The following is a 25,677-nucleotide window of genomic DNA, read 5'->3' as shown; positions in this document are numbered from 1 at the left end:
GAGGTGTGGGAGGAGCTCGTTCAGCGCTTATATGATCGCGGTGTTGAACACGTCCTTCTTTTCATTTCGGACGGCTTGAACGGCATGACGGATGCGCTGCATCGCGTCTATCCCAAGGCTAAACATCAGGTGTGCTGCGTTCATGTTTCCCGCAACATCGCTAACAAAGTACGTGTGAAAGATCGTGCCGTCATTCTGGATGATTTCAGGGCTGTCTATGAGGCTGAAAGCCGCCAGGATGCTTTAAATGCCCTGGAACAATTTCAGAATAAATGGCATAAGACGTATCCACGTGCTGTCGATGCCGTGATGAAACAGGATCGCTTATTAACGTTTTATGATTTTCCGGCATCCATCCGATCCAGCATCTATACAACAAACCTCATCGAAGGATTTAACAAGGAAATCAAACGCTACGTCAAACGCAAAGAACAATTTCCAAATGAAGATGCCCTGGAACGTTTCCTGGTGACCCAGTTTTTAGATTATAACCATAAGTTCGGTATGCGGTGCCACAGAGGCTTCAAAAAAGCAAAGCCTGAATTACTGCAGATGTTTGAATCGCTGGAGGAACAAGTTTTAAACGACTAAAACACTGGCTAACTAAATTCAAAAGGGATAGGGTCATTTACACAAAATTATTGACGCCCCCTATGTTGTAGTTGAGGATGAACAAAATAGACAAGCATTAAGTATATATTTAGATAGTATTGTTGGTGTTCAATTATATAAAAGTGAACAAAATGAACTCAAAGAAGCGTTCAAATCTAATGGATTGAATGCAAGATCACTAGGAATTAATACATTAAATGGTTATTTAAAAGACAATGATATGTCGTATGTAATAAGTTCTAAAAGATCTAGTAAAAGAGAAAATGGAAAGACAAAATCATTTACATACTGGATAGTTGGTAAAATTACATATTAAAAGTGTATGCAAAAAAATGCAGTAACCCCTTAATAACAAATTGCATAAAATTGCATACAAAAATAATCGTTATAATTTTGGGGTCAAAAAGTGGAATCTCCCTATAATATAGAACATTCCATAAATTGACCCCAAAGATTAATTACATATTTATTTAAACTTTTGTCGGGTCTTAGGGTCGGGCAAAGGTAGTTTATTTTGAAACGCAGTGGAAAAATAGACTAGATGGTTAAGACCCTAACTATATAATACTTTCTTTCAAAAACCAACTTCCACAAATACAAACCATTTGTGTCAGTCGATTAAGAAAGAAACAAAGAATCGAGTATTATTAATTAAATTAAATCAAAATATATTAAAACAAAGGGAGAGAATTTAAATGTTTAACATGAATGATGCTAATCGTCAGGTACATATTTATAATCTAACAACGGATGCTTTCTATACTAATAAGGAGCAATCTATACATAATAGAAGAATGAAAACAATCAGATACAACAATTATCTTAAAAAATTAGAAAATGTAGATAATCGTATTAAATTTGCAAATAAGCGTAATCAATATCTAAAACAATATATTAAAGATACTATTGATAAAAATACAAGCGTCAGAGAGTTAGATGATAGCTTTATGACTGATAATGCTGTTATTAGTTTATTTGATAGTGTATTGACTAGGACATTGCAAATTAATGAAAATGAATTAACTACTGATTTGATTATAGTTGAGACGTATTTTGAAGGTATATTGCAAGACTTAATTAATGATGGATTTTATTATAATGGTGAGCATTACATATTTTTCAGTGCTAGTGCAGGTCAGACACGTAATAAGAGATCCATTTTTATCAAGGAATCAGTCTATAATAAGCATGAAGGTGCTTTGATGTGCGGAATGACTGAGAAGGAAATTAACGATAAAGGCGGTATTAATACAAATAAATTTTTAGCTTATAAAGCATTAACAGCTAGTAGTAGTAATGAATGGATTGATTTTGATATTAACCGTACAGTTGTTGTAGATGACTTAGAATATAACGTAAATAGTGATTTTGATCATATAGACATGGATGATTATTCAATTAATAGACAAAACATGAATGTAAATATAGAGCATACAGATGGCGCAGGAATGATCAATCCCGATATATCTGATAAAGCAATGATGGTACGTCTACCATTTATTAAAGGTTCATTGATACCCATGCCGTTCAAACAATTTGCACAAGAAAAAGCTAATACATACATTATTACAGATATCTATGGAGATCAACATGATATTCGTGATGTAGATGTAGTATTCACTAAAAGCCAGTTTAAGTTACATAAATATTATGAGAATTGGGCTGATTATCAAACTAGATTTTCTAAGTGGTCATGTCAAGCTGCTGTGATGAATGTTGAAGATACAAGTCGTACAGCAAGGTTCAACTACCAAATGCTACAAACATTAACAGATATTACAGATGATGAACTCAAAGATATCACAAAGCATACTGCAAACGATATAAAAAATATGGGTAGCAAAGATACTATGCTAAAAATTATGGGTGCTCATAAAGCTAACACACCATATCAGCAAGCCTTAAATAAATTGCCAGAGCTATTAGATGATGTATATAGTAAAGAGGTAGTTAAGGACAAGAAGAAATCATTAGTTAAAGAAGCTAGATCAGGTAAGTTTGATATTGAAGGTAAGTTTACCTACGCTCATCCAGATCTATATGCATTTTGTCAGTATTTATTCGGATTAGATGTTACTGGACTATTAGCAAATGGTGAGGTATTCACGAATCTTTATGATGAAGATAAATTAGATGTACTACGTAGCCCACATTTGTATCGTGAGCATGCTGTACGTAACAATGTAAAAGGTGATGAGTTGAGTAAATGGTTTATTACAAATGGTATATATTCGAGTATCCATGATCCGATTAGCCAGTTGTTAGCCGCTGACTGGGACGGTGATCAACTATTAGTAGTAGCAGATCAAACTATCGTAAACGCAGCTGAACGTAATACTCAAGATACAGTACCGCTGCATTATGAGATGGCAACAGCTCAACCTCAATACATAACAAAGGATAATATCTATGATAGCTTAGTTAAAGCATATCAGGCGAATATTGGTGTGATTAGTAATAACATCAGTAAGATATGGAATAGTAATAATGTTGATGTTGATGCTATAAAATGGTTGTCATTTGAAAATAATTTCGAGATTGATTATGCAAAAACCCTTGTACGTACTAAGAGACCAGATCGGATTAACGAACGTATTAAAAATCATGAGAATCAAAAATTACCATATTTCTTTACATATGCTAAAGACAAAGAAGAACATAAAGTAGTAGCAAGTAATAACAGTCCTGTTAATCGCCTGTATGACATTATTCCAGATAAAAAGATATACTTTAAAAAAGAGGTTGGTGAGTTAGATCCAGCCATGATGATGTATAATAAAAAAGTTAATCAGAATGACGAGTTAATTAAAGAGTATAAAAGGTTAAACCAAAATAAAAAATGGATGTTAAGTAATAACAGTGATGATGATCATGGTAACAGTCCATATGTCCATCAAGTTATTAAAGATGAGTTGCTCAAGTTTGGTGATCAGGAATATGTAACTGATGTATTAGTACAATATTTATATAGCAAACAGACTAAAAACAAAACAACATTATGGGAATGTTTTGGGGATCAGATTGTACATAACATAAATAACAATATAGAAAATAATGCAGGTAGTTGTGAGGATTGTAAGTCTACATATCGGATGAAGACAAAAATGCAGGTTAGATGTCCTAAGTGTCAAGGCAAAAAACGCAGCAAGAATCGTAATAAGAAGGTAAGTTAAGTAAAGGTGGTACAAATTTTGTCGAATAAAGTTAAATTTTCACTTTATTTATAGGAATATTAAGACATTAAAAGTTGTTAAAAGATAATATGCCTTTAGGGGAGAGGGCAGGTAGCTCTATTTACAAGCAAGGTGTCAACTGTCTTCTCCCTATATGATTCCTCCTATATATATTCGAATCATAAGAGATATTTAAAATTGTTTTTAAAAGGAAATGTACATACATAATTATTATTACATAGTTGATATTGAAAGTCAATGTATAAATGATAATAGTTTGTACATTTTTTGGGTTTTATCTCTTCCTTTAACCCACTAAAGTATATTTTGATTAGCCTGTCCATATCTGGGCGGGCTTTTTAATTAAGAAAATGCTTTAAGTTTATATGGAAGAATGACGCAAAAAGTGTACAAATCAGGAAAGTATACTTTAGTTAAAAAAATAAAAGGAGAGATTCAAATGAAAGGAATGGAAGTTAAAGATAAAAGTTATTTAAGTTTTGTGATAAATAAGGATAGTAAATTTAGAGAGTTAGAAAATTACAGTAACTACTTAGTAGATATTGTAAATGGTCGAGTATGGAACAAAACATCAGGTAAATATCTAATTGCTAATCCAACTAAGCAAACTGGATATGTATTAGTAGGTTTAAGAGATAATGATGGTCAAATGAGAACCATAGGCTTACACGAAGTAGTAATGGCAGCTTACTACAACGTTCAACCTAAGTCGTGGATTCCATACGATCTAGAGGTAAACCATATTGATCACGACAAATCTAATAATACCATAGATAACTTAGAGTTAGTAACTCGTAAGCAACAATATGATACATATGTTAGACAAAAGATGGGTGGTAACAAACGTCTAACCAAACCTGAAAAACAAGAGATACTACAAGCCTATCACATCTATAATGGTAAAGCAAGTGTATTTATAAATCAAGTAGCATTTGCAGTTGGTATTAGTAGGCGTAGTCTAAGTCGTATAGTTAATGGTAAATAGTCATTTCAAATTTAACATAATAACTAATCAATTTAAAGGGAGAGATATAAATGAGTGAAATCAAATTAGAAGATTACTTAACAAATGTCGATGAAGTATCAGGTGATAATACAAGTAAGTTTGTTTTAGAGTTTACAGTTACTGGTGAGCCATTGGCTAGGTATTTAGCAGAAAATGATTTAACTGAAAAGGTAAAGCAAACTGTTGAACAGATTAATATTGATAGAGGTTAGTGATGTAGATGGCACATGATTATGCTAAGAGCTTTTACAATTCTCGTGTTTGGCGCAAGACAAGAGATGCATATGCAGAGTCACAGTATTGGTTATGTGAACGTTGTTATCAGAATGGAATATTAAGTGAGGGTCAAATCGTTCACCATAAAATATATCTGACACCTGAGAATATTAATGATCCTGATGTAAGTCTTAACTGGGATAATTTAGAGCTATTAGATATTACATGCCACAACCAAGAACATTTTAAAACAGAAGATGTAGTGAGAGAAGGACTTACTTTTGATGAAAATGGTGACTTAATATCTAAGGAGAGATGAATATATGGTAGAAAGTAATAAAGAATGTATAGTTGAGTGGTGTAATAATAGTAGACATAACAGCGGAAATGGTTACTACAATAAAAGATGTAGAAGACATTATGATCAGTACAGGAAATATGGATATAACTTCAGAACTGACAATGATCCGAATGAAATAGTTGAACATGAAGAATATTCAGAACTAATCATAAGACAAGGTATAGAAATTGTTGAAACAGTTAAAGTCGATAAAGAAGATGTACCAATGATTAGTAGGTACAAGTGGTTACTACATGATAAAGGATATATCTTAACAAAAATCAATCAAACAACTAAGTATCTACATAGAATGATAATGAATCCTCCAGGGTATATGGAAGTAGACCATATTAATCTAGACAAGACAGACAACAGAAAGAGTAATATGAGAGTGTGTACACATATACAGAACACATGGAACAGACAAGGTAATGGTGTTGCTAAGATAACTGATAGACCATTGAGTAAACCTTATGTAGCAAGGATAACTATTGATGGTAAGCATATACACTTAGGATATTATAAAACATTTGAAGAAGCAAGACAACATAGAGTTGAAGCTGAACATAAGTATCATGGAGAGTATAGATATATTTACAGCGAGATTTAGTATCTAAGAAGGATGGAGACAATATGTCATGATTTTTATACTACTTATAGTAACGATGATGATAACAGCATTTGCATTGGACGATGGATATCATAAATGAAAGAGTATGATAATGGTGACTTAGTACCAACTAATGATAGGTGATTGATATAGTTTGTATCGATATGATTTGTAAGATAGATTACATAGATGTATCTGTGAGATGTTTTTATTGATATCGAGAGTGTTAGATCGTGAAATACATATAATTTATTGTGCAGCTTATGTGTAAGTTGTGCAGAGTATAGAGATATAATAAGGAAAGGAAGGTATAAATGGTAGGAATATTTTTGTTTATTCAATTAGTAATATTTTTAATTCCATTAGCTACTTATCCAATTTATTGTAAATAAAAAATAAAAAATTTAAAAAATAAAAGTCCCCCCTGAAAACTTAAGATAACCAAAGCCCGCTACACCGGCGCGGAACGTTAGCTCTGCTAGCATAGCAATTCGCGGATGGGGGGGTTAAGTATATTAAATATAAATTTAACAAAAATATAATAAAAGTTAGGAGGATCTTATGCAAAATGGTTAAACCTAGTGTTAAAAAACAAAATGAATCTATAAATGCAGAACGACAAAAGCTTATGGATATATTTACAGATATCCTTCCAGAAGATCAAATGGCAGTAGCTGAGAAATTAATTGATCGTATAGCTTTTATGTCTGAGACATTGAAGAATTTAGAGAATGATATCAAGAGTAAAGGTGCTACATATAAATTTCAAAATGGTAAACAAGAGATGATCATAGAGAATCCTTCTCAGAAATCTTATTCAACTTTAGTAAATAGATATACTGCTGCATGCAAAGAGTTATTTAATTTATTATCTAAAGAGCAACAGTCGAAAGTGGAAGATGACGGCTTTGATAGCTTCCTTGATAAGAAATGAGTAAAGTATATCTAAAAGACAATCCAATCATTACATATTATCAACAGATTAAATCAGGTGATGTAACTGTATCTAAAAAAGTTAGAAAAGTGTATGAGCATTTAGTTGAAGATATTGTTAATAATCCTGACTCTAATTATGAATATGATCATAACAAAGCTAGTCATGCTATTGAGTTTATTGAGCGATTCTGTAAACATTCAAAAGGTGCTATGGGTGGTAAGCCATTAATCTTAGAATTGTGGCAGAAAGCATTAGTAGCGTCTATGTTTGGTATCGTAAGTAAAGAAACAGGACTACGTAAATACAGACAGGTAATGTTAATCGTAGGTAGGAAGAATGGTAAGTCAGCTTTGAGTAGCGCAGTAGGATTATATCTTATGGTCGCTGATGGTGAATCTGGAAGTGAGATTGTGAGCGTGGCAACTAAACGTGAACAGGCTAAGATTATTTTTGAAGAAGCTAAGAGTATGGTTAAAAAATCACCTGTACTAAAGAGGCGTATTAAAACTAGAGTAGCAGATTTAACTAGTGGAGATCACACATTTAAACCTGTAGGTAGGGATAGCGATTCTCTTGACGGTTTAAACCTTAATGGAGCACTTATAGACGAGATACATGCTATGAAGACTAAAGAGTTATTTGATGTGATTAGTGATAGTACAACGGCTCGTGAACAACCTATGATATTTTTAACCAGTACAGCAGGTACAGTGAGAAATAGCGTGTATGACATTTTATTCGATGAAGCTTCAAGTATTATCAATGGATATGAAGACCCTGACGGATATAAAAATGAATCTATACTACCGATAATTTATGAACTTGATGAGAAAAAAGAATGGACTAATCCTGATATGTGGTACAAAGCAAATCCAGGTCTTGGTAGTATTAAACAGTATAGCCAATTACAAACTAAAGTTGAACAAGCTAAACATAATAGTATGTTAATCAAAAACTTAGTATGTAAAGAGTTTAACATACGTGAAACATCTACAGAAACATGGCTATCTTTTGAAGATCTTAATAATACAGATACATTTGATATTAATGAACTACAACCTAGATATGGTATAGCAGGTGTTGATATGTCACAATCAGTAGATTTAACTGCCGCTAGTGTACTATTTATGATACCTAATGATAATCGAATATTCGTAGAAAGTTGTTTCTTCTTGCCACGGGATCTTGTCAGTAAAAAAGAGACAGAAGATAAGATCCCTTATAGCCAATGGTATAAACAAGGATTACTAAGATTGTCTCAAGGTAATAAGATTGATTCTAATGATGTTATAAATTGGCTTATTGAGGTACAGGAAGATAAAGATATAATGTTACCTTATGTGGCTTACGATAGTTGGGGCACAGATTTATTTGTGCAAAGAGCTAAAGATACGTTTGGTGAACCTGCATTACTTCCAATCATACAGGGAAAGAAAACATTAAGCTCACCTATGCAGAACCTCGGTGCTTCTCTTCAGAAGAAACAAATAAATTATAATAACAATCCAATCATGAAATGGAATTTAAGTAACGTTAGCTATGAACAAGATAAGAATGGCAATATACAGCCGAGTAAAGGCAATAACCAAAGACGCAGAATTGATGGATTTGCTTCAATGTTAAACGCATATGTAGCTTTAGAAAATAACTATGATGAATACTTATCGTTAATCTAAACAGTCAGGAGGTGACTTATGGGATTTAAAGATATGTTTAAAAGAAAAGATGACAAAGTAAAAACAACTGAAAATTTTAAAATGATTACATCTAATCAAAATGGATTCTTTAATTGGAATGGTAACTTATATAAATCAGATATTGTACGTAGTGCTATTAGACCAAAGGTACAAGCGATAGGTAAAGCTACTGGCACTCATGTACAAGAGCGTAGTGATGGTGATAAGCATAATCCACATGCTCATATTAGATTTTTATTGGATGAACCTAATCCATACATGACAGGTCAAGTTTTGCAAGAGAAGCTTATAACGCAACTTGAGCTTAATAATAATGCTTTTGCATACATAAATAGAGATGAAAATGGTACTCCAATAGAATTATATCCTATTGTACCTATGGGTGTACAAGTTGTTACCGATGAAAATAATGTACTGTATCTAAGGTTTACACGAGATAATGGACAAGTTGTAACATTTAAATATAGTGACATTATACATTTACGTAAAGATTTTAATAGTGATGAGTTGTTTGGATCATCTAATGGTGAAGCATTAGCTAACCTGATGGAAGTAGTTAATACAACCGATCAAGGTGTTACCAAAGCTGTAAAAAATAGTAACGTTATCCAGTGGCTTTTGAAGTTCAATACAGCTATGCGACAAGAGGATATCAAAAAGAATACTAAGCAATTTATAAATGACTTTATGGATATTGATAATGAAGATGGTGCAGTAGGTGCAGCTGGGATTGATAGCAAGACAGAGGCGCATAGAGTTACAAACGATTCTTATGTTCCAGAGCATGAAAGTATAGATATATTTGTAAATCGTATCTATGCTTTTTTTAATACCAATAAAAATATTGTTACAGGTCAATATACTGAGGATCAATGGGTAGCATATAGTGAGTCTAATATTGTACCAGTATTAAAACAAATGTCAGAAGAATATACACGTAAGTTATTTAATCGTAGACAACGTGCAAGAGGACATAAGATTGTATTTAATAGTGAAAGTCTGTCATTCGCAAGCATGGAAACTAAATTAGGATTAACTGAATTAGTTGATAGAGGTGCTATGAGTATTAATGAGTTTAGAAGAATACTTAATATGCCACCTGTGGCTCATGGTGATGAATATGTCAGACGGCTGGATACAAGACCAGTTCAAGAAGATAATTCTGGAAATGGGGGTGATAACTAATGACAAAGCAAGTAAATGTTAAGGGAACAATTATTCCTAATGATGTTAAATTTATTTATGATTTATTCGATATTGATAGTACAAGTCCTAATGACATCAATGATGTGATTGATAATAATGGTGACGAAATAGAAGTTATTGTTAACTCTGGTGGTGGTGACGTATTCTCAGGTAGTGAAATTTATACTGCACTTAAAGATAGTAATCATAAAGTCACAGTTAAAGTCACAGGGATAGGTGCATCATCGGCTAGTGTAATAGCTATGGCAGGAGATGAAGTACAAATGTCTCCAACGGCTCAAATCATGATACATAATGTAAGTAGTGGTGCTCAAGGTGACTATAAAGAATTGAAACACGAATCAGATGTTATCAAAAATTATAATAAATCAATCGCTAGTGCTTATGTTAATAAGACTGGTAAAAGTGAGCAAGAGATTTTAAATCTGATGGACAAAGAAACATGGCTTACTGCACAGCAAGCTAAGGAACAAGGTTTTATTGATAAAGTTATGTTTGAAGATGATAATAATCAAAATATGAATCTTGTCGCTAGTAACAATGCAACTATTTTACCGCAAGCAGTCATTGATAAAGTTAAAAATGATAGATTAGATCAGGTCATGGAATATGGCGTGACAGATGATAAGTCACAAGAAGAAGATAATACAACAAATGATGTAACAATTGAGCAACAACAAGCTCAAGCAAAATTAAATTTACTAAAATTAAAATAATATTGAAAGGAAAGATTTAAATGGATTATAACAATTATATTGAACAACGTAACCAGCTAATGAATGAAGCAGAACAGCTTATTGGTGAGCAAAAGATTGAAGAATCTGAAGAAAAAATGAATGAGGTTAAGCAGCTTGATGATAACTATGAACAAGCTAAAGCTAAACAAGCAGATCTTAATGCTCTTAAAGATAATGAGCAAGTAGTTAATTTTGACAATAAAACAGAGAATGTAAAAGGTGGAAAAGAAATGGCTAATCTAGATAATACAAATTATGCAGGAGAGCAAGTAGATTATAAGACAGCATGGGCTAAACACATGATGAATCAAACTCTTAATGAACAAGAGCAACAAGTATTCAATGAAATGAATAATGCTTATACGCATGATACAGGAAATACTTCTACGCTTATTCCAGAGACCGTAGCGCAAGGTATATTCCAAAAAGCTCAAGAGCAATATCCTTTCCTAGAAGCAGTTAAAAAGTTTGCTGTAGAAGGTCATTTGACACTAAACAAACATGATGCTGTTAAGTCTGGTGACGCTAAGTTCTATGATGAAGATACAGAAACAGAACTTGAAGAAAATCAATTTGGTACATTGAATCTAACAGGTAAAGAGATTTCTAAAGCCGTTCAAGTATCATGGAAGCTTCAAACAATGAGTATTCAAAACTTTATGAATTTTCTCACTGATGAACTAGGTCGACGCGTAGGGATGGCTCTAGGAACAGCCGTTATTAATGGTAAAGGCGATGAAACAGAACCAGAAGGATTACTTACAAAACTTGAAGCAGAAAGTAAGACTCCACAAATTACTAAGTATACTGATGAAATTACATATCAAGACGTAACAAATGCTATCAGTAAAGTACATAGCACTTATCTAAATGATGTAGGTATCTATGCAAATAATGCTACTGTATGGAATCAACTGGCAAATATCACGGATGGCAATGGTCGTCCACTATTTATTCCTGAGCCAAGCGAATCTTCTATTGGCAGAATTTTCGGTAAGCGTGTGTTCGCAGACGCTGGAGTACCTGATAACTATATTATTATCGGATCTGCAAAAGATGGAATGGTATTTAATACTAATCGTCCATTTGAAATCGTAACTGAACAACATGCTCGTAAGCGTACTACAGATATGGTTGCGTACAGTATCGTGGACTCAGGCGTTCTTGACTCACAAGCATTTTCGGTACTGAAGAAAGGATCTGGTGGCGGTGGCAAATCCTAATAAGGACTCTTAGTAGTCCTTACCACCTATCCATTTTAAAGTAAGGTGATGATATATGGATATCGAAGATGTAAAACATTATATGCGAATAGATGGTGATGAAGATGATCAATTTATCTCATCTCTAATTGAAGCTGCTAAAATATATATACTCAATTCTACAGGTATTAAACCTGATGAGTCTGATGCTTTACACCAATTAGTTGTTAAAATTTTGTGTGTACATTGGTATGAAAATAGAGGGGCAAAGGATCTAGAGAGTCGTGCACCAATGGAATTTAGTGTTGAAAGTATTATGAATCAAATTGCACTTACAAGTAAGCCAAGTGATACTGATGGCTGAATTAAGTAGTGCAGGTAAGATGAACCAACGTATACATTTTAACAAAGTAACTCATGGCAAAAATGATTATGGTCAAGTAGTTGATAAAGAAGAAACAATATACTCATGTTGGTCTGAAATACGTTCACAATATTTACAAGACATTGAATCATCAATAGGCACTGATTTGGAAGACACTATAACCTTTATCATTCGATACACCAATAAGGACATTACAAATGATATGACAGTTAAGCATGGTGAGGATACATATAAGATCACTAAAATTACACCTGATATACAAGACAAAAAGTTTACAACTATTATTGCTAAGAAGGTGTCTTGATGGGTGTAGATATAGATAGTAAAAGTATTGAGAAAAATCTTAAACAGATGGCAGCTAAAGAAAAGAAAGTACGTAATAAAGCATTAAAAAAAGCGTCACAAGAGTTTGCAAGTAGTCTAGAGGATAATACACCTTATGATCCTGAAAGTGGAAATAAGAAGCACATGAAAGATGATGTAGTCTACAGTGGTGTAGATAGTGACGGTGAGGTAACAGTTGGATATGGTAGTGACACAGCACCTAGAGTCCATTTTGTAGAAACAGGTACTATCAATATTAGACCACAAGGATTTATGCAACAGACGCAAGAAAATTTTGAAAGTGAATTTAAGAATATTATGGAAAATGAAATTAAAGGAGGTCTAGGTCTATGACACTGCCTATTAAAATGGTCTATGACTTACTGTTAGACAGTCCAGATTTAACAAGTGTCGTAGACTCAGATCATATTTTTATGCTTGATGTACCAGAAGATAATCGAAGGGTAGATCATTTTCCTATAATTAGGATTAATGAGATCAATGATAAACAAAATGCTTTTGCATCTAACATGCCTAACTCCATTCAGATGACTGTACAAGTAGATGTATGGTCGAATGATTATAGTAAATTAGATACTATACAGTCTAAATTGGATAGCTATATGGCTGCTAATCAATGGGTGCAATATAGCGGTAGTATTGATATTGATCCAGATATTGATACTCCAAGATTATATAGACGGTACAGAGCAATACAGCAAATAAATAATAATAATAAATAGAAAAGGATGATTAAATTATGAGTACAATCGGATTTGAATCAATTGATATCGGGATCATGGACGAGGATGAAAATATTACAGATACGTATACACTAGATAAGCAGTCGGGCGGTGCAATTAACGCATCTATCTCTGGACTTGGCGCTGAGATGTCAACCGTTTATGCATCTAATGCTCCATTTTATATCTCAGCTTTAGGTACAGGGCAGCCAGAACTAGAATTACAAGTAGCAGATATCCCAGACGATGTACTATCCAAAATTAGTGGTGCAGATGAAGACGCAGACGGTATCATGAAGCTAGGGGATAAGACACAACCACCATTTGCTGCGGTTGTACTTAAAACACAAGGCATGGGCGGTGACGATATTTATGTATCGTTGCTTAAAGGTAAGTTTCAATTTCCAGACCAGTCCATGAGTACAGTTAATGATAGCGGCGCAGAGCCATCAGAAGATACAATTACATTTAATGGTGTTAGTCGTAACTCAGATGGTTATGTATATGCAAAGACGCGCTCATCTAATACAAACTTTAGTGAAAGTAGCTTTAGGGATTTTGCACTCCCAAAAAAGTCAGGGGGAACAGCTTAATAGATGATGAGACTATTATAGATGACGAGACTATTATAGATGAAAACGAGGAACTAATGAGCTTTTTTGGTAAAGTGGGATTAGATATGACGAGACATACCTAACCTTACTTTATGTTTATATACTGACATGAAGAATTTAACAAAATCTGATATAATATAACATAAGGGATAGGGTAGCTCCCGAAAGGCAGTATCCTGACTGCTTTCCCTTTAATATACATATCAGGATTAAACTTACAGGAGGTTTATTATAATGTTTAAAAAGTATAGACGAATTATATTTGTGTCTTTTACAGCACTAACATTAGCTATAATGCTTACTTTAATATTTTTTGGTGATCCAATTGCCGATACTATAAATAAAAAAGAGACTGAAGAACATAAAGCAGAAATGGCAGACATGGAAGTTGATAGCCAATTAAGAGGTAACGTAATGAGTATGGCTAATGCAGTCAAAGACGAAGTGCAAAATGATATGACTGAACAAGACACAAGAAAAAATGATAAATCTATAAATGAAAAAAGAATAGATAACTTTGACTATGATAAAAATAAGGAAATGGCAGAAAATGATCGTGAAGAAAAATTAGTTACTAATGCATACCTTCTCAAATCTAGCTATAGCTCAGGTGATGCAACAGTAGATGATGTGAAAGAAATTCACGACATAGCATACGGTGATTAAAAGAATAAGGGAAATACAGGTTAAGTCTAATAGGGCTTAACTTTTTTTATATTTGATCAAGTATAAAACTAATTAATTAATTAAAATAAAACAAAGGTGGAATATAGATGATTAAATTGACACTACGTAATCCAGAGACAGGGAAAAACAATACATATACTGAAACGTTTGTATCTTCTCGGCATTTACGTGAAGTAGTTGAATTTGGTACTAAGACAGAAAAAGGTGAATTGAACGAAGTAGAACAATTGGATGAAATGATTACCATTGTAGCTTCTGCATTTAGCAGCGAAAATGTTACATATGATTCAATCCTTGATGGACTTTCTTCAAATAAGTTAAATGAAACACTAGATGGGATTATGACTCAAATTCTTGGCGGAAGCGACGAAGACGATGAGTCGGGGAAGCAGAAAGCCGAACATACCAAGAGTCACTAGACAGTCTAGATGAGATGTACAGGGATCTTATCATAAATAATGGCTGGAAACATGTTGACATAGACAATATGGATATTAACCATTTTCTAAGGATCATGAATAATAAAGAAGATGATAAAGGTAATAGCAATAATAAGAAAAAAGATGATGTAGAAGAATGGTTTAAATCAATATAGGGTACTTCATAGCGGTATCCTATTTTTTTACGTAATAAATAATTTAAATTTTATGAAAAAAGGTAGGTGAGATGTTATGGCAACTGGCGGTAAACCTTTAGGTGAGATGACTGTTGGTATGTCTTTAGATGGTACTAATTTTAGTAAAACTTTAAAAGGTATCCAGAAACAAATCAAGACATCCCAATCAGCCATGAAAGCCAACATCTCTGTCTTAACAAGTGCTGGTGATCAATACGGTGCGTTAGAAGCTAAAGTAAATGGCTTAAATGATACTATGTCAGCCAATCGACAGAATATAGATCAACTCAGGTCTAAGTATGATGAGATGGCTAATACATATGGAGAAAACTCAGAACAAGCACAAAAATATGCCAAGCAGTTAAACGATGCTATACGTAAACAATCATCTTACCAGAAACAATTAGACAATACTAAGACTAAAATGAGTGATTTGTCTAGAGGTACTGAAGATTATAAAGAACGTATCAAACAATCGACTAGAAAAATTAATGCACAGGTTAAAGCTCATGAATCTCAGGGTGACGTTTATCAAGCAAACGCTTCTAAGTTGAAAGGTTTAAAAGAAAGCCATGAGTTGCAAGAACAAGTAGTTGAAAATGAGAAAGATAAATTAGAAGAATTAAAGCAGACATACGGTGAAAACTCATCAGAAGTAAGAGAACAAGAGACAGCATTAGAAGAAGCTCGTTCACAGTATACTCAATTAGGTAGTAGTATTGAGTCTATTCAAGATCAATATGGAAATCTTAATGAGAAGATGGCTGGAACTGCCGACAAATTAAATAAAGTCGGAGATAATATACAGAATACATCTGGTAAGGTTAAAAGTTTTGGTAGTAAGTGGACTAAAGCATCTGCTGCTGGTGTAGGTGCTATTGGTGGACTTACTGGTTCTATTGTAGGTTTAACTCAGAAAGTAATGGAAAATGCAGATAGTATCGATGAACAATCAAGAAAGATGGGTGTATCTACAGATTTTTATCAAGAGATGGACTATTGGGCACAACAGAATAGTGTATCGAATGAAAGCTTCCAGAAAGCTGTAGAACGACTTAACCAACGTATGGGTCGAGCAGCAGATGGAAATGACAAGTATTCTGATGCCTTAAAAGACTTAAATGTTGATATGGATAAGGTTAAAAAAGGTACATTAGATACTGAAGAAGCATTTGCACAGACAATTAAGACACTTAGTGAGATGGATGATGAGCAAGAGAAATCAGCCAAAGCCAGTGAATTATTTGGCACGAAACTTTCAAGAGAATTACTACCTGCGCTAAGTGATGGATCTCTTTCAATGGAAGAAGCAAAGGAACAAGCTCATGATATGGGAGTTGTCTTGTCTGATGAACAGATAGATGCTTCATCTAAATTTGAACAGTCTTTTGATAAAATCAAATCATCGATAGGTGGCGTAGCAAGTAAGATAGGCTTAGAGTTAATGCCTTATATGCAAGATGGACTGGATTGGGTACAAAATCATTTACCCGAAATAAAAGAAAAAGTAAAAGATACTACAGACAATATTATTAATGGTGTTAAAGATTTAGTAGAAGGATATAAAGACTTAAATCCTAAGACTAAAAAAGCCGTTAAATTAATTGGTGCTATATCAACTGTAGGCGGTCCCGCTGTAAGTACATTAGGACATTTAGCTTCAGGTATTGGCGGTGTAGCCAAAGTATCAGGTAGTTTAGTGTCTGGATTAGGATCTAAAGGTGGTAAAGGTCTACTCGGATCACTAACAGGACTTACACGTATGGGCGTTGTAGGTTTAGCTATTGGTGCAGTAGGTGGACTTACATATGGTATCAAAAAACTTATTGACAAAAATAAAGAATCAAAAGAAGTAAACCTTGATAACGCTAAATCATTATCTGACGAAGCATATCAATTAGAAAATGCAACAGATAAATTTGACAAATTAAAGAGTAAAGCTGATTTAACTAATGACGAATTAAAAGAAATTAATGATCTAAACCACAGAATATCTAACTCGTCTAATCCTGATGAAATAGCAGAATTAAAAGATAGGTATAATGAATTGGCTGATAAATCAGGTTTGAGTAAAGATCAACTTGATGAGTTCGTTAATGCTAATGATGACATTATTGAGCAAGCCCCAAATGTAAAAACTGCTGTATCTGAAAGTGGTAATGAGTTTGTTGAACATACAGATAAAGTACGTGATGACATAAAGGCTATGAGAGACTGGTCAGAAACTAAGCTAATTAATGAACAATCAAAGCTTCTTCAAAAAGAAAAAGATGCTCAAGATAAACTTAACAAAGCTAAAAAAGATCAGAAGCAGACGGAAAAAAGGTTAAACTTTCTTGCTGACCATAGGAATGACAGCAAAGAAGAACTTAATAATAAAATAGAAGATACTAAAGAAAAACTTAAAGATGTCAATCATCATTCAGAAAAAGGTAGAAAATTAGATGCTAAACTAAATGACCTGTTAGCTATTAAGAGAGATACTATTGGTGATACGATTGAGGATTTAGAAAAAGAACATAAAGAAAACAAGGAAATAATTCAAGACCAATATGATAGGCTTAACAAGCTACATGAAATAGACAGTCAAATGTCTAATATATATCTTAAGAATGCAGGCATCAAAGAAGAAGGTGTAGAAGGTCTAAAAGTTCTCGAAAATACTATTAAGAAACACGAAAAAGAAAGAACGAAATTACAGCAAAAGAGGAGAGAACAAGGTTATCTCAATCAGAAAGACAAAGATAGACTTCAATACTTAAATAATCAACTTAAAAAAGAAAAAGATTCTAGAAAGAATATTAAAGAAAACACAAATATGTACTCTGATATCAATTTTCTGATACAAAAAGGAAATGATAAGTTACAAGAAAGACTAAACAAACAAGCTAAATCAGTCCTTGAATCTGACAAACTAAATAATAGTGAAAAGAAAAGTATAAGGAAATCTGTTAAAAAGAATAAAGAACACGACAAAGAGATTCAAAAGCTCAAAAAGAAAAAGAAAAAAGAGGGAGCTAATAAGGACGAAATACAAAAGCAAATTAATAAGTTGAAGAATAAGAAAAAAGCCAACAATCAAAATATCCAAGATATTCTCAAAGAAAATGGTCTTTGGAATGACATTAAAAACGCAATACAAAAAGGCAAGAATAAGGAAGATAAAAAAGGCAATAGTGTCAAAAATACTAATAGTAATCTTGAAGTACAGAAATCTAAGGAACAAAAGGTTAATGATAAGACCAGAACAGGTATCGGTTTGGAACAAGACAGGACAGCCGAAGCTGGTAAAGACGTTAATAAAAATGTCGATGTGTTACCTACTCCAACTCTACTCGATTTTAATAATAAGGTTAAACAGTATCAGACTAAACCTGTAGGTATCAATAAAAGTTCTGCATTGGCAAATTTAAATGATGATGTAAGCAAACCAGTTAATAAGACTGTAAATCTAAGTGCCAAGCCTAATAATACTCAAATGGCTTTCCCTCTACTCGCACACGCTAAAGGTACAAAAGGTCATCCATACGATGGCGCAGCTTTAGTTGGTGATGGTAAGGGTAGTAACGCAGGTAGAGAACTTATTACACCACCTAAAAGTAAACCATTTTTATCACCTCCTACTGATACCCTAATGAATCTACCTAAAGGTACTCAGGTTACACCTGCAAAAGAAACTAAGCAAATGTTCCCACAGTATGCTAACGGTACTGATAATCATGTCGATGGTAGCTTTATCTTTAAGAAATTAGGCATGATGGGATTAGGTGATGGTCTTATCTCAGGTGGTATAGGTGATACCATTGCAAAAGTAACCAGAGATTCTTTAGATACGATGCGAGAAATGTTGCGTACTGGTAATAAACATTTAAATGAGTATTCACCTGCTAGCCAATCTGCATCAGCATGGAGACCACAGATAAAAGAAGCTGCAAAATTACTACATACAAGTCCAACAAGATCTGAAATTAATGGTATTATATCTCAGATTGCTTTAGAATCTGGCGGTAATCAAGACACTGTTCAGAGTTCGGATGTTTACGATATTAATATCGCGCAAGGGAATCCTGCACGCGGATTGCTCCAGTACATACCCGAAACATTTAGTGCCTATCAAGTACCTGGTCATCATGATATCTACTCAGGATTTGATCAGCTATTAGCTTTCTTTAATAATACCAATTGGCGTAAAGACTTGCCATACGGTAAGTCAGGTTGGTCACCAACAGGTGCTACTAAGTATGCAGATGGTGGCTTTTCAAGCACAGAGAAATTAGCACATATTTCAGAAAATGACAAACCTGAATCTATTATACCATTAGATAAAGGTAAACGTACACGAGCTGTGTCACTACTTAATAAAACCAAGAAAGCATTAGGTGTACCTGATGGCGGTAAAGTAGTAGTTAATAATGATAATGACGATGTAATTAAACGACAAGACAAGCAGTTAAATATGATGCAACAACAAATTAATCTACTTACACAACTACTGACTAAAGATCATGATATTGTTATTGATGGACAAGCGGTAGCAGAAACTGTTGATCCACACTTAGAAAAAATCAGAAATGAACGAGATGTAAAACAAAGTAGGGGAAGGGGTGATATGTAAATGTCTCCTAATATAAAAATAACATATGATGGTCAAGACTTAGAGAATGTCGTCACTACATCAGGTGGCGACATGTTTATCGTAGAGAATACTAAAGGCAGACAATTTGCTGATGTAGACTATGATACAACAAATATTGGTATTGGCAGAGAATATTATACAGATATGGGTATTAAGTCGAGGGAAATTAAAGTTGATGCTAATGCAGTAGACTCTAATCAATCTCTATTTAAAATATTAGAGAATTTGAACAATGCTTTATATAGAACTGAAGATGTACCTATCACATTTAGTGACGAGCCTGATCGTACATACTACGGCAGATTTACTAATGCAGATGCAAATGATGGATACAATGATGTAGCTCAGTTTACATTAACGTTCCTTTGTCTTGACCCTTACAAATATGGCAGATCAATTACACAATCTCTATCAAATACAACAATAGCCAATGGAGGTACAGTAGAAACATATCCAGTGTTTGATCTAGAAGTAACTAAGCAAACGTCACTCGTATCAATTAAAAACTATGATGATCAAGATGAAGAAGGTACGCCTAGAGAGATGGTGCTTGGTGTAGAGAGTGAAGCAGATGATAAAGAGGTAAATACAAAAAAACTTGTTATGCAAGATACTATGCAATCAACATCAGGCTGGACTCAAGCATCAAACATAGATAGTGGATCAATCTCAGGAAATATGACAACTGACGAGGATGGTTTTTATGCTGATAAGTGGGGTGATGAAAGTAGCAAATCAGATACTCATTGGAGCGATGATAATAATTTAGGTGACTGGGTTGGCCCCTCTTTAGAGCGTAGTTTAGATAATCCTATTCAAGACAGTTTCACATTAGAAGCTTTAATTGAAAACCAGAACGACAAAAATCCTGATGGAAGTCCAGTAGGTGAAGCACATACAGGTATTATGGAAATTTATATGCGTGATATTAATGATAATATGATAGCCAAGATTCAATTCGGTGATACTTACGGAAATAAAGTACAAAATAAAGCTGCGTTTGAAAAAGGTCGTGTCGATGCTTTAGGTGAAAAACGATGGGATTTTACACGTAAAGGCTGGAATGATTTTGATGGTAAGTTGTACGTCAAAAGAGATACTGATGACTTTATCGTAGAAGCATCAGTAGATAATGGTAACGGTGAATATGTTAAGCGTAAATCTTTACGCAGCAGACCAATAGCTGAAGGTGGAACACAAGATAGGAATCCACTTAAGACTATACAGGTAGCTATACGAAAATATAATGGTTCAATGCGTATGTATAATCGCATCAAACAGATTAAATTGTATGATAGTATAGGTGAGTTTGACTACTTATTAGATGATGATACAACACCTGTTCAGTTTAATCAGGGTGACAAAATTAAAATTGATATGTCTAACAACAAAATATTGCTTAATGGAGACCCTCAGCCTAACTTATTGCATTTTGATGCAGAGTATTTTTCATTAGTTGAGGGTCTTAATAATTTAAAATTATCAAATAACATTAAAGGAACAGTGACGTACAGAAACAGATATTTATAAAGGAGTGATTGATGAATGGCAACATTTAAAGTAAAAGAATTAATATCAAAATTAAAAGATGGTAGTAGAGCTATGAATACACGTCAGCCTGAAACGGAAGATCGTTTATCTAAAATTGAAAATAAATTGGACGGTATTGTGAGTGGTGATACGCCAGCAACTACTAGACTATCTGGGAGTAAAGTCGTGGAACAACTATGGAAAGAAGAGATAGTGATGGCAGGTACGTCGAAACAATCAAATGTATATATGTACAAAGATGTAGACGAAATATCAGTTTCTCTTTTTGAAGTTTTAGAAACACATCATTCTTATAGTCTAAAAGTCGACCAAGATACTCCTGCAGGTTTATTTAATCTAACTAATACAGATCACAACGGATTTAAGACCACATCTAATCGCACTAAAGTGGTAGGAGATGGTTTTAGATTTAAAGTAGATAATAAAAGCGATGGAGACCTTAAATATAATGTATCAATCACTATGTTTAGGAGGTAAATTATGAACGTAGAAAAGGTTATTAATACGTTACCAACTGACGAAGACAACAATGTAGTTATGGAATTATACAATTGTTTTATATCTCCCGAAGGTTTTATTAAACGATTTGATGGAAACGGTGCTTCTTTGTCTTATGAATGGTTATACAACCACAAAAAAACAACACCAACATGGAAAAACCAATTTGAATCATGGAAAGAACAAGGATTAATCGACTAACTGTTTGTCTAATGTGAAGTAACACCACGCCCTGACCGGCGTATTTTTTATAGAAAAATCACCTTTCTTGTCGTATTATGTGGACAGGGAGAGGTGATCGTTTGGAGATAGATGATTTAATTAGAGTTATAGTGGAACAGAACGAAGATTACAAAACAATGTTGCAATGGGCAATCAGCGGTATTATTTCGATACTTGTTATTTTTCTAGCAGCAAATTTCTTTGTGATGCAAAAGCTTAGAAAAAAGGAAATTGAAAAAGTGAAGCAAGAAATAATTACAGACTTAAAAGAAGATGATCTTAAACAAATAAAAAGTGAATTAAGTTCAGAAACTAAAAGTTTGACTCGAAATGAACTTAGTTCTGTATGGTATTCAATATATAATTTGCAAAACACTGTGGAAGATAAAAATACAGAAATAACAAGCCTTAAGATTGATCTTAAATTCTTAAAAGGTGACCTCCACGTTCAACAAGGTGTGTATGCTAATGCATATAAATCATATTTAAGCGCACTAAGAAATTGTTTGGAATTTAAGCAATGTGGATTAGTAGATGTCCTTCTTCAAAAAGTAGAGGAATCAGTTGATAATGTAGATAATTTGCTTGTCGGAGAAAAATCTGAATTCAGTTCAGTAGCTAAACTATTAAATTCTGAGCATGAAGAACAGGCTAAGAAAATTCAAGGAAAATTGAATCAATTATAAATCTTAAGCATTTTCATACGTCCACATACTTGCATATTTTTAATGGTTATAACTCCCCTTATTGTCGTATTATATAGACAAGGAGGGGTTAAATGGCAAATGATACTAATGATATTATTTTAGCTGTACTTAAATTTTTAGACGAATCTATGGATGATGAAAAAGTTGATTTTAGTAAAGTGAACGAGGAATCTTTAAATGTTACACATCCGAGATACTGTAAAGTATTATCTATGATGTTAGAAGAAAATCTAATAGCAGGATTAGCTCCTGTTAACTTTGCAGACAGGCAATATACAGAATATAAAGCTATCAATCCTAGAATAACATTAAAAGGTATTGAGTATTTAGATGAAAACACATTGACTAATAAAGGGTACAAAATATTAAAAGAGATTAAGGATTGGATTCCAATGTATTAACAACTGTATAAGTAACTTTAATTAAAATATTTAACACAAAGGCACTCACACGAGTGTCTTTTTATTATGGAAAGGAATGATGATAAATGGGAATGTCAACATATTTAGCAAAAAATATATTAGGTCACGTACTCTTAGGTGAAACGTATACACCACCAAATAAGTTATATTTAGCAGCTTACACAGCGAGTGGTGAGGTATCAGCAAGTAGTTATCAAAGACAAGAAGTTACATTTAAAAAGAAATCGAGCAATATGGCTGTAAACAATACAGACATCTATTTTCCAGTAGCGCAGGAAGATTGGGGCACAATCCATTATTATGTTCTATTAGACGATAAAGATAATGAATTAAATAGAGCATCAGCATATGTTAAAGATAGTGACGGTAATAAAGAACACCCTGTAGTCAATAAAAATGTCCAGTTTGGATTGTCTGAGGGCGACTATGAGATTGAAATACCAACAAAATAAAGAAAGGGTGATACATAGATGGCAAGACTAAATGCAAAAAACAATGTGAGTACAACATTAACATCTGACGTTAAAGCTAATGACACTAAGATAGATGTTAAATATGCATCTATCTTACCTAATGTACCTTTTAGATTAACAATAGATGAAAAAGAGGTAGTAGAAGTAACAGATATTAATGATAATACATTAACAGTTAAACGTGATGTAGAGGATGTATCAGCTAAAGATTACGATGAAGGTACTCTGGTAGAAGTAAATATGACGGCTGGAATGTATAATGAGTTAGCTACAGAACAAGATGCACAGAATAAGGCAAACAAAGCATTATCTGATGCAAAAACTTATACTGATAATAATTTACCTGATATAACATGGAGTAATATACCTAATAAGCCTAGTAAGTTTAAACCAAAAAGTCATACTCACGATATTACTGATATATCAGATTTACAAACCGAATTAGACAATAAAGAAACACCTTCTGATGCACAGAGCAAAGCTGACACTGCTTTGTCTAGTGCTAAAAGCTATGCTATCCCCTCTTCAGACAAAGGAGTTAAAAATGGTGTAGCTCAAATAAATAGTAGTGGTAAAGTTATTGATGCTAATGGCAATGAGGTAGAAGGTAAAGTAGCATCTGTAAATGGTAAGACAGGTGAAATAAGTTTAGATAAATCTGATATTGGTTTATCAAATGTAACAAACGATAAGCAAGCAACTAAAAACGAATTTGATAACCACGTAGGTGATAATACTCACGTAACATCTTCTGAAAAAAATAAGTGGAATAATAAGTCAGATTTTAGTGGTAGTTATAATGATTTAACAGACAAGCCTTCACTATTTAGTGGAGATTATAATGATTTATCAAATAAACCTTCTATTCCTAGCAAAGCTACAGATATTGATATGAATAACGGTAAAAGTGTACAAAGCGAGATGGATAATTTAAAGTCATCTGTCAGTAGTGGTAAAGACAAAATAGGCACAGCCATTACTGACAAAGATAGTAGTGTTTATGTGCCTAGTAGTCCTTCATTTCAACAACTAGCCAATGCTATTGGTAATATTGAAACAAGTAGTAGTGGTGGCAATTATGGTGTTGGCGATACTTTACCTACATCAAATATTAAACTCATTCTGAATGAAGTATGGACATTTTCAGGTCATACAGACAATGTTGAAGCAGTTGATATTGATAATAGTGGAAATGCTTATACTGCTAGTGCTGATGGGAAAGTAAAAAAGATAAATAGTTATGGTAATGAATTATGGTCATTTAGTGATTTTGAAAGTGGTCTCATTACAGATACAAGAATTGAAGATATTGTAGTAGATGATAATTCAAATATATTTGTAGGTGATAGCGAAAGTAATGTAACTAAAATCAGTAGCTTAGGTAACAAAGAATGGGAGTTTACTGGCCATTCTCTACATATAACGCATGTGGCTGCTGATAATAAAGGTAATGTTTATTCTGCCAGTCGTGACAACAGTATGAAGAAAATAGATGGATCAGGCAATGAAGTATGGTCATTTTCAGGTAATACAGGGACTATTGATGCAGTAGATGCTGATATAAATGGTAACGCTTATGAAGGCGGGCATGATGAAACAGTAAGAAAAATTGATAACTCAGGAAATGAAGTATGGAGTTATGATAACGGTGCAAGTGATATAACTGCTATAGCTGTAGACAATTTAGGTGATGTTTTTGTTGGTGATGCTAGTGGATCTGTAAAGAAACTGACATATAAAGGCAAAGAAGTTTGGGAATTTACACAACATTCGGATACTATAAATGGAATATCTATAGATAAAGATGGCAACATATATACAGCAAGTGATGATAATACAGTTAAAAAGATAGACAGCACTGGAAAACAGCAATGGACATTTAAAGGTCATGATAGTTCAGTAAATTCAGTAGCTATTGATAGCAATGATAATATTTATACAGCAAGTAGTGATAACACAGTTAAAAAAGTAGAACAAAGGTATAAAATATTAAATTAATACTAACGCCATAAGGCGTATTTTTTATGTCAAAAAAGGAGGTG

The 25,677-nt window shown here is 33.3% G+C and carries 26 protein-coding genes; all 26 read left to right on the top strand.

Annotation, left to right across the window (positions count from 1 at the left end; genetic code table 11):
* The coding region (locus ACFQU8_RS14210; RefSeq protein WP_382361677.1) for an IS256 family transposase at nucleotides 1–591 on the top strand (591 nt) is incomplete at its 5' end.
* Nucleotides 592–1,307: 716 nt separating this feature from the next.
* Entirely contained in the window at nucleotides 1,308–3,785 is a 2,478-nt protein-coding gene (locus ACFQU8_RS14205) for a hypothetical protein (RefSeq protein ID WP_382361674.1), read from the top strand.
* A 460-nt stretch (nucleotides 3,786–4,245) separates the two neighbouring features.
* Nucleotides 4,246–4,791: an HNH endonuclease signature motif containing protein gene (locus ACFQU8_RS14200; protein ID WP_382361671.1), complete on the top strand. Its 546-nt coding sequence runs from the start codon at nucleotides 4,246–4,248 to the stop codon at nucleotides 4,789–4,791.
* A 50-nt stretch (nucleotides 4,792–4,841) separates the two neighbouring features.
* The gene (locus tag ACFQU8_RS14195) at nucleotides 4,842–5,024 is read left to right on the top strand and encodes a hypothetical protein (RefSeq protein ID WP_382361668.1); all 183 of its coding nucleotides are present in this window, start codon (nucleotides 4,842–4,844) and stop codon (nucleotides 5,022–5,024) included.
* 8 nt (nucleotides 5,025–5,032) lie between these two features.
* Nucleotides 5,033–5,347 carry an HNH endonuclease gene (locus ACFQU8_RS14190; protein ID WP_382361666.1) on the top strand — a complete coding sequence of 105 codons (315 nt, stop codon included), beginning with the start codon at nucleotides 5,033–5,035 and terminating at the stop codon, nucleotides 5,345–5,347.
* 4 nt (nucleotides 5,348–5,351) lie between these two features.
* Nucleotides 5,352–5,978, top strand: coding sequence for an HNH endonuclease (locus ACFQU8_RS14185; protein WP_382361664.1), 627 nt, complete (start codon nucleotides 5,352–5,354; stop codon nucleotides 5,976–5,978).
* A gap of 568 nt (nucleotides 5,979–6,546) precedes the next feature.
* Nucleotides 6,547–6,912 carry a hypothetical protein gene (locus ACFQU8_RS14180; RefSeq protein ID WP_382361662.1) on the top strand — a complete coding sequence of 122 codons (366 nt, stop codon included), beginning with the start codon at nucleotides 6,547–6,549 and terminating at the stop codon, nucleotides 6,910–6,912.
* Nucleotides 6,909–8,591 carry a terminase large subunit gene (locus ACFQU8_RS14175; protein WP_382361659.1) on the top strand — a complete coding sequence of 561 codons (1,683 nt, stop codon included), beginning with the start codon at nucleotides 6,909–6,911 and terminating at the stop codon, nucleotides 8,589–8,591. Before ACFQU8_RS14180 ends, ACFQU8_RS14175 begins: the two co-directional genes overlap by 4 nt.
* A gap of 18 nt (nucleotides 8,592–8,609) precedes the next feature.
* Nucleotides 8,610–9,797 (top strand): phage portal protein, encoded by a 1,188-nt coding sequence (locus ACFQU8_RS14170; protein WP_382361656.1) that lies wholly within the window; start codon nucleotides 8,610–8,612, stop codon nucleotides 9,795–9,797.
* On the top strand, nucleotides 9,797–10,534 hold the full coding sequence (locus ACFQU8_RS14165; RefSeq protein WP_382361653.1) for a head maturation protease, ClpP-related: 738 nt from the start codon (nucleotides 9,797–9,799) through the stop codon (nucleotides 10,532–10,534). Before ACFQU8_RS14170 ends, ACFQU8_RS14165 begins: the two co-directional genes overlap by 1 nt.
* A gap of 20 nt (nucleotides 10,535–10,554) precedes the next feature.
* Nucleotides 10,555–11,778 (top strand): phage major capsid protein, encoded by a 1,224-nt coding sequence (locus ACFQU8_RS14160; protein ID WP_382361650.1) that lies wholly within the window; start codon nucleotides 10,555–10,557, stop codon nucleotides 11,776–11,778.
* 55 nt (nucleotides 11,779–11,833) lie between these two features.
* The gene (locus ACFQU8_RS14155) at nucleotides 11,834–12,121 is read left to right on the top strand and encodes a head-tail connector protein (RefSeq protein WP_382361647.1); all 288 of its coding nucleotides are present in this window, start codon (nucleotides 11,834–11,836) and stop codon (nucleotides 12,119–12,121) included.
* Nucleotides 12,114–12,446 (top strand): phage head closure protein, encoded by a 333-nt coding sequence (locus ACFQU8_RS14150; RefSeq protein ID WP_382361644.1) that lies wholly within the window; start codon nucleotides 12,114–12,116, stop codon nucleotides 12,444–12,446. The genes ACFQU8_RS14155 and ACFQU8_RS14150 overlap by 8 nt, the downstream gene beginning before the upstream one ends.
* Nucleotides 12,446–12,820 carry an HK97-gp10 family putative phage morphogenesis protein gene (locus ACFQU8_RS14145; protein WP_382361641.1) on the top strand — a complete coding sequence of 125 codons (375 nt, stop codon included), beginning with the start codon at nucleotides 12,446–12,448 and terminating at the stop codon, nucleotides 12,818–12,820. The genes ACFQU8_RS14150 and ACFQU8_RS14145 overlap by 1 nt, the downstream gene beginning before the upstream one ends.
* Complete coding sequence (locus ACFQU8_RS14140; protein ID WP_382361638.1) at nucleotides 12,817–13,209, top strand: hypothetical protein; 393 nt, start codon at nucleotides 12,817–12,819, stop codon at nucleotides 13,207–13,209. Before ACFQU8_RS14145 ends, ACFQU8_RS14140 begins: the two co-directional genes overlap by 4 nt.
* 17 nt (nucleotides 13,210–13,226) lie before the next feature.
* A complete protein-coding gene (locus tag ACFQU8_RS14135) occupies nucleotides 13,227–13,802 on the top strand; it encodes a major tail protein (RefSeq protein ID WP_382361635.1) in 576 nt (191 codons plus the stop codon).
* A 255-nt stretch (nucleotides 13,803–14,057) separates the two neighbouring features.
* Entirely contained in the window at nucleotides 14,058–14,489 is a 432-nt protein-coding gene (locus ACFQU8_RS14130) for a hypothetical protein (RefSeq protein ID WP_382361633.1), read from the top strand.
* 107 nt (nucleotides 14,490–14,596) lie between these two features.
* Complete coding sequence (gene gpG, locus ACFQU8_RS14125) at nucleotides 14,597–14,929, top strand: phage tail assembly chaperone G (protein WP_382361630.1); 333 nt, start codon at nucleotides 14,597–14,599, stop codon at nucleotides 14,927–14,929.
* Between the two features lie 252 nt (nucleotides 14,930–15,181).
* Nucleotides 15,182–19,741 carry a hypothetical protein gene (locus ACFQU8_RS14120; protein ID WP_382361627.1) on the top strand — a complete coding sequence of 1,520 codons (4,560 nt, stop codon included), beginning with the start codon at nucleotides 15,182–15,184 and terminating at the stop codon, nucleotides 19,739–19,741.
* Nucleotides 19,742–21,292 (top strand): distal tail protein Dit, encoded by a 1,551-nt coding sequence (locus ACFQU8_RS14115; RefSeq protein WP_382361624.1) that lies wholly within the window; start codon nucleotides 19,742–19,744, stop codon nucleotides 21,290–21,292.
* 15 nt (nucleotides 21,293–21,307) lie between these two features.
* Nucleotides 21,308–21,790, top strand: a complete 483-nt coding sequence (locus ACFQU8_RS14110; RefSeq protein WP_382361621.1) for a hypothetical protein — start codon at nucleotides 21,308–21,310, stop codon at nucleotides 21,788–21,790.
* 3 nt (nucleotides 21,791–21,793) lie between these two features.
* Entirely contained in the window at nucleotides 21,794–22,012 is a 219-nt protein-coding gene (locus tag ACFQU8_RS14105) for a hypothetical protein (protein WP_382361618.1), read from the top strand.
* Nucleotides 22,013–22,113: 101 nt separating this feature from the next.
* Nucleotides 22,114–22,719, top strand: a complete 606-nt coding sequence (locus tag ACFQU8_RS14100) for a hypothetical protein (RefSeq protein ID WP_382361615.1) — start codon at nucleotides 22,114–22,116, stop codon at nucleotides 22,717–22,719.
* A gap of 92 nt (nucleotides 22,720–22,811) precedes the next feature.
* Nucleotides 22,812–23,141, top strand: coding sequence for a YjcQ family protein (locus tag ACFQU8_RS14095; protein ID WP_382361612.1), 330 nt, complete (start codon nucleotides 22,812–22,814; stop codon nucleotides 23,139–23,141).
* 86 nt (nucleotides 23,142–23,227) lie between these two features.
* A complete protein-coding gene (locus ACFQU8_RS14090) occupies nucleotides 23,228–23,614 on the top strand; it encodes a phage tail fiber protein (RefSeq protein WP_382361609.1) in 387 nt (128 codons plus the stop codon).
* Between the two features lie 18 nt (nucleotides 23,615–23,632).
* Nucleotides 23,633–25,633 carry a WD40 repeat domain-containing protein gene (locus tag ACFQU8_RS14085; RefSeq protein WP_382361606.1) on the top strand — a complete coding sequence of 667 codons (2,001 nt, stop codon included), beginning with the start codon at nucleotides 23,633–23,635 and terminating at the stop codon, nucleotides 25,631–25,633.
* Nucleotides 25,634–25,677: the final 44 nt, after the last annotated feature.

Source organism: Lentibacillus kimchii (assembly GCF_042666895.1).
In the GTDB taxonomy this organism is placed as follows: domain Bacteria; phylum Bacillota; class Bacilli; order Bacillales; family Amphibacillaceae; genus Lentibacillus; species Lentibacillus kimchii.
Note: the sequence above shows the minus strand (reverse complement) of the source record. Positions and strands in the feature narration are given on the sequence as shown.